10 protein-coding genes and 1 pseudogene are annotated in these 12,038 nt (G+C 34.7%); all 11 read left to right on the top strand.

The window, feature by feature from the left end:
- The first annotated feature begins 19 nt into the window (after positions 1-19).
- The 11 genes and pseudogenes from HZ311_RS15345 (at position 20) to HZ311_RS15295 (ending at position 11,953) form a co-directional block, all read left to right on the top strand.
- The gene (locus HZ311_RS15345; RefSeq protein ID WP_178946889.1) at positions 20-379 is read left to right on the top strand and encodes an LPXTG cell wall anchor domain-containing protein; all 360 of its coding nucleotides are present in this window, start codon (positions 20-22) and stop codon (positions 377-379) included.
- Between the two features lie 4 nt (positions 380-383).
- On the top strand, positions 384-1,190 hold the full coding sequence (locus HZ311_RS15340; RefSeq protein WP_074802082.1) for a WxL domain-containing protein: 807 nt from the start codon (positions 384-386) through the stop codon (positions 1,188-1,190).
- Positions 1,191-1,270: 80 nt separating this feature from the next.
- Positions 1,271-2,338 carry a DUF916 and DUF3324 domain-containing protein gene (locus HZ311_RS15335; protein WP_178946888.1) on the top strand — a complete coding sequence of 356 codons (1,068 nt, stop codon included), beginning with the start codon at positions 1,271-1,273 and terminating at the stop codon, positions 2,336-2,338.
- Positions 2,339-2,343: 5 nt separating this feature from the next.
- Positions 2,344-6,633, top strand: coding sequence for a WxL domain-containing protein (locus HZ311_RS15865; RefSeq protein ID WP_229078148.1), 4,290 nt, complete (start codon positions 2,344-2,346; stop codon positions 6,631-6,633).
- A gap of 177 nt (positions 6,634-6,810) precedes the next feature.
- Positions 6,811-7,164 (top strand): DUF7006 family protein, encoded by a 354-nt coding sequence (locus tag HZ311_RS15325; protein ID WP_074802088.1) that lies wholly within the window; start codon positions 6,811-6,813, stop codon positions 7,162-7,164.
- A gap of 447 nt (positions 7,165-7,611) precedes the next feature.
- Positions 7,612-7,815 carry a DNA helicase UvrA gene (locus tag HZ311_RS15320; protein WP_169059075.1) on the top strand — a complete coding sequence of 68 codons (204 nt, stop codon included), beginning with the start codon at positions 7,612-7,614 and terminating at the stop codon, positions 7,813-7,815.
- Positions 7,816-7,924: 109 nt separating this feature from the next.
- Positions 7,925-8,713: pseudogene (locus HZ311_RS15315) on the top strand (Y-family DNA polymerase); the annotation flags it as partial.
- 123 nt (positions 8,714-8,836) lie between these two features.
- Positions 8,837-9,130 (top strand): type III secretion system protein PrgN, encoded by a 294-nt coding sequence (locus tag HZ311_RS15310; RefSeq protein ID WP_178946887.1) that lies wholly within the window; start codon positions 8,837-8,839, stop codon positions 9,128-9,130.
- 212 nt (positions 9,131-9,342) lie between these two features.
- Positions 9,343-10,161 (top strand): ParA family protein, encoded by an 819-nt coding sequence (locus HZ311_RS15305; protein ID WP_178946886.1) that lies wholly within the window; start codon positions 9,343-9,345, stop codon positions 10,159-10,161.
- A 17-nt stretch (positions 10,162-10,178) separates the two neighbouring features.
- Complete coding sequence (locus tag HZ311_RS15300) at positions 10,179-10,586, top strand: hypothetical protein (RefSeq protein ID WP_142433693.1); 408 nt, start codon at positions 10,179-10,181, stop codon at positions 10,584-10,586.
- Positions 10,587-10,906: 320 nt separating this feature from the next.
- Positions 10,907-11,953 carry a replication initiator protein A gene (locus tag HZ311_RS15295; protein ID WP_178946885.1) on the top strand — a complete coding sequence of 349 codons (1,047 nt, stop codon included), beginning with the start codon at positions 10,907-10,909 and terminating at the stop codon, positions 11,951-11,953.
- The last annotated feature ends 85 nt before the right edge of the window (positions 11,954-12,038 follow it).

The following is a 12,038-nucleotide window of genomic DNA, read 5'->3' as shown; positions in this document are numbered from 1 at the left end:
CTTATAAAGGAGGAGGGATATGAAATACAAAAAAAAATACATACTAAGTATGGGTATGTTACTGATTCAATTTTATGCACCACTAGTTGTTTATGGGGCAGAGGTACGTTCGGCGGAAACTGAAGGGGCCATTGGTTTTACTGGTGTATATGAAACACCTGGAACACCAGTTCCGGCACCAGAAGCTGAGGTCAAACCAGATTTACCAAAAGAAATTTCCCAGCAACCGTCAGATACCGAACACGGAATATCCAGAAGATTACCGAAAACAAATGAGGAACAGAAGAGTATATGGACAATTTTTGGTCTTCTGTTGATCATAGCAACACTTGGCTTTTGGCTATGGAAAAAAGAAAAAAATGAAGAAAGTAGGATTTAAATAAATGAAATTTGTTAGATTAGCAACCATTGCAGCAGTAACATCCACAATTTTTGTCGGGGGTATCACAGCCTTCGCAGAAGAAGTACGTAATGTAACAACTGATGGAACAATTGAATTTACAGCGAATGAGGATGAAGAATTAGTCGTTGTTCCACCAGAAGAAGGTCCAGATGTAGAAATTTCTCCTGAAGTACCAGGAACCACAGGACCTTTATCCATCATGAAAGCTGCAACGATGAATTTCGGTTCACAAGTTATCTCTAATCAAGATCAAACCTACAATATGATTGCAGAAAAGCAACAAAAAACGGGCACGACTGGTGAAGAAAACAAAGTCCCTTATGTCAGTTTTGCGCAAGTACAAGATGTGCGTGGAACGAATGCTGGTTGGGATCTGCAAGTACGTATGACCGACTTTAAAGCAACGAATGAAACAGTCAATGATACATTGCTTGGTGCAGAGATTTCATTGTTGAATCCAAGAATCCAGTACGAAGGAAGTACGCCTGAGAATGCGCCAGTGGCTCATACGGATGGATTGAAATTGATACCAAATGCTTCTTCTGTATCAGTAATGACAGCAGAAAAAGATAAAGGCGCAGGTGTCTCTTCAGTCGTTTGGGGCAACCAAGCAAACTTAGATGCACAAGAGGCGGACGATGCTACTGACGTAGTAACAAATGATGCGATCCAATTATTTGTTCCTGGTTCTACAGCAAAAGATGCGACACAATACAAATCAACACTAACTTGGGAATTATCCACTACACCTGATAGTAGCGGTGTAGATGAAGAGAACGAAGCATAGTCTTTACGAAACTTATATAAGTACATGGAGTAGCGTTACAAGTTTGTAGCGCTACTCTCTTCAAAGGAAGGGGTAGAAGAATGAAAAAAACAAATACATATCGAAAAAATAAAATCCATCAAGCAGGGATCATACTGCTCATGTTATTGGTTAGTTTTTTGTCATCGATGCGTGTGGGCGCAGAAGAAGAAACATTGAATTTTTATGTGACACCGGAGTTCTCAGAAAATCAAAAGTCAGGAAATGATCGTTATTTTCAATTGAATCTTGCACCAAATACGACAGAAAAACTCACGCTGAAACTACAAAATGCCAATGCAAAAGCAAAGAAAATCCAAATTACTCCACATACTGCTTATACCAACGTGATGGGAGTAGTAGAATACGGACAAGACGCGGATAAAGCAGATCCAACACTCAAACATTCACTGGCTGAGTTGATTGAACAACCAAAAATCCTTGAACTTGCTGGAAATGAAACAAAGACCGTTACGCTTGACTTGAACATGCCTACAGAAGAATTTGAAGGATTATTAGCGGGTGGATTACGAGTGTCAGAAGTCAAAGAAGAAGCATCAGAAGAAACGAGTAATGAAGAGGGTGTCGCCATCCAAAATGAGTTTGCGTATATCATAGGTGTAGTTGTGAGCAACAAACAAAATGCTGTACAACCGGATTTAGAGTTGTTAGATGTTTTTGCTGATCAACTCAACTATCGCAATGTGATCAGTGCGAATCTACAAAACTTCACACCGACCTTCGTGAATCGCTTAGAAGTCGAAGCTACGGTTCAAAAAGTGGGCGAAGAAGAGATTTTATACCAAGCAAGTCAAGAACAAATGCAAATGGCACCAAACTCCAATTTCAACTTTCCGATCTCTTTAGAAGGTGATCGTTTTCGCAGTGGTGACTATTTATTGAAAATGACGGCACGTTCAGGAGAAGAGGAATGGCAATGGGAAAAAACCTTTACGATCGAAGCAGATGAAGCACGAGCATTGAATCAGAAAGATGTCACAATCGATACGAGCATTAATTGGTGGATGATTGGCTCCATTACTTTACTTGTTTTATTACTTGGAATCGTTCTTTATCCACTAATTAAAAAAAAGCTAGAGCAAACGAACAAGATAAGTAAGAAGGAGTGAATGTAATGACTACAAGATTAAGAAGGGCGATACTTTTGTTGGGAACGGCAATTTTAATGATGCAATCAGTATCCATATCAGGCAGTATGGTTTCCGCAGATACATCGATGGATACCGAGGAACATGAACTAGTGGAACTACTGTCTGTTCAAAACTCCTTAGAAGAACTATTCAGTGATCCTCACTTTTTCTTTCCTCAATCTCAATTACAAGGGAAGGTAGAAGAACCCTTACAAGTGACATTCTTTTCGGATAAAGAAGTTTCAGAGGCGCGAGTTATCTTACCCAAAGAAGCAACGATCATCAAAGAGCAATTGCCAGAAGGGATTTCAGTCGAACAAGGAGAGCAATCTCATGAATGGATTATTCATTCAGAACGTATTCAAACTAAGTTTGGCCTTCCTTTAGTATTTGACACAGCAGGTAGTTATGAAGTGTTTGTAGAAGAAGTAAATGCAACTATTGAGATTCAACAAGATAAGAGCAATAACATCATGGATTCAACACAAGATGTAGAGCAACCTGATAATTCTGTAAAAGATGAAGAGAAAGATCATAATGATAAAACAATCGATGAAGATGCTTCTGATGAAAATACAGATGGAGATGAGGGCATAGATACATCAGCACCATTATTGGATCAACCTGTTGATGATGTTGAAGAAAAGATAATCAACCATACACATTTTGATGGAGAAACCATTGAAGTCAATACGTTTGAAGAATTTCGCTTAGCCGTTGCTAATCCTGAAATTGGAGTTATTGAGGTGCGTGATAATCTGAATCGAAGCGACACTGGTGTATCAACAGCAATTGGTTCAATAGATCGAAGCTTATTAGTCAAAGGAAATGGTCACTCAATTAATTTTGGCGCTGACAATGGTAGTTTAGTTTTATCTGGCTATTCAGAGAATACAAAAAGAACATTACGTTTTGAAAATACTACACTTTCAAAAATTGGGCAAAGACCAATATTTGAAAGTACAAATACTGATAGTTATAACTGGGTAGTTGAATTAGAAAATATTGGAGAATCATCTATAAATAGATCTCCATTAATTCTTGCACGTAGAGCTAAGATTCATTTCACAGGAGGAGTAAATAAGTTTGAAAATACCCAATCAGCTTCAGATACATTTATTAATGTCACAGATATAGAGGTTAGCGGTTCATCAGAAGTAAATATTGAAAAAGCGAATACTTATATATTTTATACGGCTCCTGATATGCCCAATCCAAGTATAAATATTAATGACAACTCTTATGTAAATATTAAAACTTTAGCAGGGACAGCAAATGTAATCGATATGAGGGGAGGAAACGCAAAATTCAATTTAGAGAATTCTCGTTTAACTATAGATGCTATAGGAACAACAGCGCAGCCTTCTAATACAAGTAATAATGTAATTACTTTACCAGGAGCAAGACCAACAGTTAGTATCAGCGGACAAAGCAATCTGACTGTGAGAAGCACTGCCTCTAAAAGAGGACTGCATCTATCTGGAGATAATCCTAAACTATTGGTAGAAAACTCGGAGTTATCGGTCACATCCGAAACGCAATCAGCAGTGAACTTAGAGGGAACTGGTGCTGATATAAAACTTAATGATAGTCATGTTAATATCAATACTACAATAGGATATGGTATAAATTTAAGGGGAAATACTATTAATTTTCATGCATCAAAAAGTGATATTGATATCAAAACTACTGGTTCTGCAAATGGAATAACTATGAATGGGCAAGACTCTTCTCTGGAGATTTTGGATAATAGTGCAATCTCTATAGAGGGTGGAGTTGGTGTGCATGAAAATATCTTAGTAGGAAATGGAAATGCGAATCCATCATTAAAAGTAAGTGATAACTCTAACATATCAATCAGTGCACGGAGCAACTCAAACACTGCAGCAGATGGAAATAACAATGCTATAAGAATTGATGGGGCTTCACCTATTTTAGAAGTTTCAAAAAATTCAAAGATATCTATTGATGTTCTTTCAGGAGGACGTAGAAGCATATTTATGAATGGTGAATCTGCAGTTTTTACGGTAGATAATAATTCTGAAATTCTAAGTAATAATTTGTATGGTACTTCTATAGGAATGAGTACAGCGAATGCTGAAGTTACTATAGATAATTTTTCGAAAATAAACATTGAGAGCTCAGCAAGAAGAAATAATCCTTTAATTAATTTTGCTGGAGGTTCAAATAATCTATCTATAAAAAATAATGCGTCAGTTTTCACAAAACATGTTGAATTTGATAACCCTGGTAATAATACTCGTGCCATATCCATGGCTGGTTCCAATAATAACATTAGTATTACAAGCGGGGGAAATCTAGATTTAGATAATACTCATTATACCGACCGTCCGAGTAGTGGATCTATTTCAGAAAATTTTTCTACTGTCTATCTTGGCGATGGAAACAATAGTTTTAGTATTGATAACAATGGCGCAGAGGGAACTAGATCACAATTACGATTAATAAATGATTATGCATCAGCTTTGCATTCTGCTGGTGGACATCTAACGTTTAATCAAAATCCAGATACAGTTTTTTATTCAGAAGGATCTTCAAATAGTACTCGTGAATATGGTGTTTTCGTGGCAGGAGATACCATGGACTTCAATGTAGATTCTCCATACTATTTCGACTTTAAGAATGTAAGACAAGCCGGAGGAGATATTTTCGGAACGAAAGCTGGTTCTCATTTAAATATTACTAATACCTTTTTTTCTGCATGGTCAACAGGAAGCCATTTTGATAGTGATCCTGATATCGGTTTCTTTAAAAAAATTGATGTCTCTTATGAAGGTCGGGATTTTGCTTCTGCTTCTTCGAACAATAACCCTGATCTTTCAACATCTTTACCTGGACTGTCAGGAAGAGTATCTAGAATATCAGCTAATAACTCAAAACCTATTTTTGAAGGATTTAGACAGCCGACGAATGCTGATAAATCATTTATAGCTGAGTTTTCTTATAAAGAGGGTCTAGATGATAAAAGAGAAGCTGGTACGGATGAAATTACAGCTGAAATAAAAGTTACAGATCCTGATAATAATTCTAAAAATTATACAGCTTCTACCGTAGGAAATGAATCTCCAATTCAAACTTGGGAAGAAAAAGAAGCTAATGATCCAGGAAAAGGAGGAAGAATACTGTTTGAATTTGAAGACCTTCTTAATAAAGGGTCTACCATTGAATTTGTTTCAATCAGCAGAGGATCGAATGAAGGGAGAATCTCTTTGTCAGAAGACGAATTAGAATTAATTAGCCCAATAACAGTATTGAATGTAACTCCACCGGAATTAGTTGACTTCGGGCATAATATAAACTTAACTACTAATACAACTAATATCGAGGCATTTCCAAACTCAATAAACATCCCTGGAAATAATGCTTTATTATATATTAATAATCAATTTATAGAAAAGCAACAAGTTAAAAATGATGGTAGTTTTTCTTTTGAACTTAAAAGTAAGCTAATGGAGGGGGATGAAGTACAAGTATCAATGGAAGACAACGAAGGAGTCTTGATTGATCATTTTAGTACTATTGATAGTGTTTTTAGAAGGCCTGAAACTAATAGTGAGTATGGGAATAGAAATCCGATAGCAAATGATTATACTTATCATGATGCAATATTTAAAAAAGCTAAAACTTATATTGTTGAGCTCTCAGATAATGTTTTACCGGTAGATCCTTTGGATCCTGAAATAGAAGTGACTCCAGAAAATCCACCAGTTCTTCCAGAAGAACAAGGTCCACTAAGTATCGATTTTGCCTCTCGCTTCAATTTTGGAGAACAGAATATCTCAGTCAAAGATAAAACATATTATGCGCAACCGCAACGTTTACTGAACGAAGACGGAACGGTCAATGAAACACAAGATCGCCCAAATTATATTCAGATTAGTGATCGACGTCCAGAATCTAAGCGAAACGGTTGGGAATTGGCGGTTACACAAAATGAACAGTTTAAAGGCAAAGAGAACCAAATGCTTAATGGAGCTAGTTTAATTCTGTCAAACCAACAAGTCGTTACTGCTCAAGGTGGAACGGAACCAGGACTCCAATTTACTGTTCCATGTAGGTTAGTACCTGGAAATCGGCGGACGTTACTTAAAGCACAAGGGAATGAGGGGACAGGTACTTGGATCTATCGTTTCGGTGATAGCGAGACGGCAGGAGAAAGTGTCAGTCTGTATGTACCTAAAGGAACGAATCCAGAAGCAACCAGTTATTCGACAACGTTGACATGGGAATTAAGTGCAGTTCCTGACAATTAGAAAAGAGTATCATTTTCTCTTATCTTGCTATGTCTTTAGAATCTCTGATAGATCAAATCGTTACCCAGAATGATGATTTAAAAATCCTCGATGGGTTACTGTAGTCTGATCAATAAATAAGCAGAAAAATTTTATCAAATCAGTCAGAAATGATTAAAAAAGAAAGGAGTGCACAAAATGAAACCACTCTTAACGAAGGATGCATATATGCGTCAGTTTGAAAAAAGTATGCCCCAAGACAAAAGGGAAGCAGAAGAACTGAATGATTACCTTGTACAACAGTTCGAGCAACTCGATCAACTGATAAGTACGATTTCGCCAGAAAATTTTTGGGAAAAGCTTCCTAGAGTGTTGGGAATCGATGCGAAACTAACACTGATAGCAGAGTTGATTCGTTATGACTATAATAAATGGCCTATAAAAGAAATCCTGCGAATCGTTGAGACGGACTATCGTACGTACCTCAAAGAACTTTGTGGAAATGAGTTAAGTGTGGAAATCAATAACTCTCTAGTATTTCATGTCGTATAAAATAAGTGTAACGCAATAGATCTTATAAAAAGAGCTTTCAGAAAAATATTTTCTGAAGGCTTTTTTTATAAGTATATGATTTGAACGGTCATTAGCTTTTGTTTCAATAATCTTATCATTAGATCATTGTTCATTAAAATAAAATTTATTAATGCATGAACAATTTATCAGAGACGGATACTTCTGAGTTTCTGATCATTCAATAAGAATAAATATTTCAATTCACATTGTTGTGAAACAAATACTGAGGGAAATTTAGACGAAACATTAAATACAAATGTGTTACAGTTAAGAGATAGTAAATAGGGAGTAATCTGTTTTAATTCAAAATATGGTTGTTCATACGAACATTCTAAGGTCCGGTTCACTCATTGAGACGTATCATTGGTTGAACTAAGCGTTATACCAACTACAGATAAAATATATTTTTATGGAGGAATGAAGTGAATGAAAGAACAACAATTAGGCTACACTTTTTGGGGACGTCCATTATATGGATTAGAACGAAGAACGGCTGTATCGATCGATTGTGCTTGTGGTGAGCTGATTCAACTCAATATTCAAACGAAACAATACCATTGTAAAAATTGTGGGAATTGTTACCAATTCATTGATCAAGACTTTCAATTGCTAAACGAAAAAAATAAGTAGGTGTATGATAGTCAGACAAATAGTCTGACTTTTTTGCTATTTTAGAATGTTCCCCTTTACAAATGCGAACGTATGTTTGTATAATCGAATTGAAATGGGGGAGAAAAATATGCTTGTTTACTCAAATGAGCTAGTCAATGATTACTTTTTGATCGATATAAAAAGTTTTTATGCGAGCGTTGAATGTGTCGAAAGAAATTTAGATCCATTAACAACGCCTTTAGTTGTGATGAGTCGAGCAGATAATACAGGGTCAGGACTTACTTTAGCCGCTTCACCCACTGCCAAAAGTAAATACGGAATCACAAACGTTAGTAGACCACGTGATTTACCTTATCCTTTGCCTAAAGAACTGCACATTGTTCCGCCAAGAATGAACCTGTATATAAAGAAAAATATGGAAGTAAACAGTATTTTTCGGCAATACGTCGCAGATGAAGACTTATTGATTTATTCGATCGACGAATCAATTCTTAAAGTAACAAAATCGCTGAACTTATTTACGACACCTGGTACAAGAAGTGAGAGACGCAGACAGCTCGCAAGACAGATACAGTTACACGTTTACCGTCAAACTGGTTTGATCGCAACCGTCGGTGTCGGTGATAATCCACTTTTGGCTAAACTTGCCTTAGATAATGAAGCCAAGCATAATAAAGGATTTGTGGCGGAATGGACGTATCAAAATGTGCCAGAAAAAATTTGGACGATTAAAGATATGACGGACTTTTGGGGGATTGGCTCACGAATGAAAAAAAGACTGAATCATATGGGAATCTTGAGTATCAAAGATTTAGCCAATTGGAACCCATACGCGCTCAAGAGGCAATTAGGTGTGATTGGACTACAGCTCTATATGGATGAAGAAAGAATAGACAACCAAGAATGGGTTAAGCCTATTTTTTTGATGCCGATATTAGGGATTAGTCCTAGTGAATAAAAGAAGTAGACAATAGCAGGTTATAAACGTTAAAATATTATTGCGAAAGCAATAATATTAGGAGAGGTAGGCTTACCCACCATGTCTCGAAATACTTTTGTTTATTCCCACCCAATCAACGTATTTATTATCAAGTATCTAGGAGTTACTGTGGATCAATTTTGTGAGTCTTATGGCTATAGTCAAGGTACTGTCGCAAGCTGGATCACACGGAATCGACGAGTTGAATCACTGCCCGTAGGTTTCATTTATGACTTAGGACTTGCGGCAAGCTTAAACATGTCTGATGTGTATGAAAAATTATTGATACTAGAAAATGAATACGACCAATTTACTTCAAATCAGCGGCGAAAATTAAAGACACAAATAGATTAAAAATTTATATTTACCAACTCATTAAGGTATAAGTTATACCTTAATTATTAAAAGTATAACTTATACCTTTAACAAAAAAGTATAGTTTATACTTTTTTTTGCCTATATTTCAACGTTTTTATAGAACAATATTTAACTTATACTTTTATTATTGACCATTATTGATATTTAAGTTATACTTTAAATATCAATTAAGGCTTAGGAGGATTTATATGGATAATTTTCAGGGAACTACATTTACAGTTGGCAATTTCAAAGGCGGCGTTGGTAAAACTAAGATTGTCAGCATGCTTGCTTATGACAATGCAATTATAAGAAATAGAAAAACACTCATTATAGATTTAGATCCACAAGCAAACTTAACACAAGTTATTGCAAGAACTTTTGGTATAACCACTATCAACACTACTATAACAACTGGTATTGCAAAGGGAGAATTAGCAAGTAGTATTATTAATATAAATGAAAACCTTGATCTACTAGCATGTGACACAAGTTTTCGATCGTTCTCTTCTTTTGCAAACAAACATGAAAATGAATTAGATCAAGTTACAGTCTTAAAAAAATTACTTCTACCAATAAAGAACAACTATCAAGAAATATTTATTGATGTTCCGCCGACAATTAGCGAGTTTTCCGATAATGCTATGGCAGCTTCAGACTATTCGATAATTTCATTTCAGACAGCCGAAGAATCTTTGGAAGGAGTTAACAAATATGTAAATTATCAAAAATTCATGGTCGATAGATATAAACTTAATTTACAAATTATAGATATTGTACCTTGTATGGTAGAACCAAATGATGATTTTGATAAAGAAATATTAGAAGAAGCAATCGAAAAATACGGAACTGTGGTATCCAAAAATCTCATTCACTATCAAAAGAGATTAAGAAGATACTCTAAAATTGGCATACAATTAAGAAAATATAAAAATGGAAATTTTGATCAATGGGATTATAAAGCACACCAAGTATTTATAAATATTTTGGCAGAACTGGATGCCAGACAAGAGTTTTTAAATAAATAAAAGGAGTTGTATAGGTAATGCCTAAAGACTTTGATATTCCTAAAACAATGAAAAATGGTGAGTTTGAACCATTATTACCAAATAACAAACGACAAGACGTAAATATATCCGGTGAATTTAACTTTAGCAATAGTGCGTTGAGTAACACAAAAAATATATCCTTCAAAAAAAGAGGACGACCAGTTTCAATTACCGATACAAGAAATAAAGTATCAGTTCCCAAGAAGATCTCTCCAGCATTAAATAGTAAATTATCAATTTTACAAGATTATATGACAGAGTTACAAAGTGAAAAAGGACGAATTTCTTTTGAAAAAATCGTAAACACATTAGCAGATTCGTATATCCAGCATAGACTAGGAGTAGCAAAAGAAGAACATATAAAAGAAGAAATACAAGAAGAATTTGATAAGCTACCAAAATAATTTTTCCTCATGTAACATCAAATTAAAGTATAACTTATATCATATAAACATAAATTAAAGTATAACTTATACTTTAATTTATTTAAAGTATAAGTTAATTATCCACCAATATATTAGCTATTAAATCAGCATTATCATAATTATATTTAAAGTATAAGTTATACATTATTTGGATTTAAAGTATAACTTATACTTATTTTTTTAATGTATAACTTATACCTTAAATACGGTAGTTGTTTTATTAAGTTTAAATACATGATATAGTTCAATTGTTGAAAATCGAGAATTGATATATAAATTTTTAAGAAAGAAGGCAAACAATGAGTACTTTTAATTATTTAAAAGCAAATCGTGCTTATAACGAATTATACTATCAATACCCAAAAGTCTTTATTGAAAGTGATACTTATAAAGAATTGTCGGAAGGTGCAAAAATTGCATACATGCTATTAAAAGCAAGAAGTGAACTTGCTATAATAAAAAATCAAATTGACGAGCAAGGTAATCTCTATTTCGAATTTACTGGAAAAGAATTAGCCAATATGATGAATTGCAGCGAGCGACGTATTACAAGCATAAAAAAAGAATTAGAAGATTTTTGCCTTCTAAAACAAGTGCCTATGGGATTCAACAAAACTACTGGTAAAAATGAAAAAAATAGACTTTATTTAGCGGAACTAGAAGTATCAAATCAAGATGTATATTTAATGCAAAAAAGGGAAAATCATGCTCAAAAGCTTGACAATAGCGGACTAGCAGAATTTGCTACCCAGTCTAAAGAAGCAAAAACTTCCGAATCCCTTGATAATAGCGGACTAGCAGAATTTGCTACCCACTCGAAAAGCTCTCAATCCTTTGATAATAGCGGACTAGCAAAATCTGCCAAAGAACTTAATAATAATAACTTAGACACTAACAGACACAATATAGACACTGAGAAAGATCACCTACAAGATCAATTATTGCTAGATAATTTTGAAACGATCATGAAAGACAATAGCATTGCCACGTTTATCCCTGAGAGAGTACTAAGTTTGATTAAAACATTCTCATCTAGTTACAGTGAAGCTCAAAAGACCGTTCAGACAATCCATAACGCAAAAGCAAAAGCAGAAAAAGATACTCAGACTAAAATTATTTTTGAGGATCTAGATATTTATGGGCTTAATGCCGAGCAAGAATTATATCAAACTCTTTTAAAAGCCTATCAAAAACAGAAAACAGAAAAAGTTGAAAATATTCAAAATCTAATCTTTGTTTACGTTAAAAACTGGTTTATGGAAAATCCGATTGCTGCAAAACAACAAGCTGAATCAAGAGAAGCATTCCCGACGGTCTCTTTGCATGATTGGACAAGCGAAGTTTGAAATCAGTAGTGACCATAGGAATTGGCTCAGAGTATCTTTTAGTAAAGAGTCCACAGTTACTAGTCTTAGTCGTGTTATAATTTCA

Origin of the sequence: Enterococcus mundtii (genome assembly GCF_013394305.1) — a bacterium.
Lineage (GTDB): Bacteria > Bacillota > Bacilli > Lactobacillales > Enterococcaceae > Enterococcus_B > Enterococcus_B pernyi.
The sequence above is the reverse complement of the archived record's forward strand: the minus strand, read 5'-3'. Positions and strand labels throughout refer to the sequence as shown.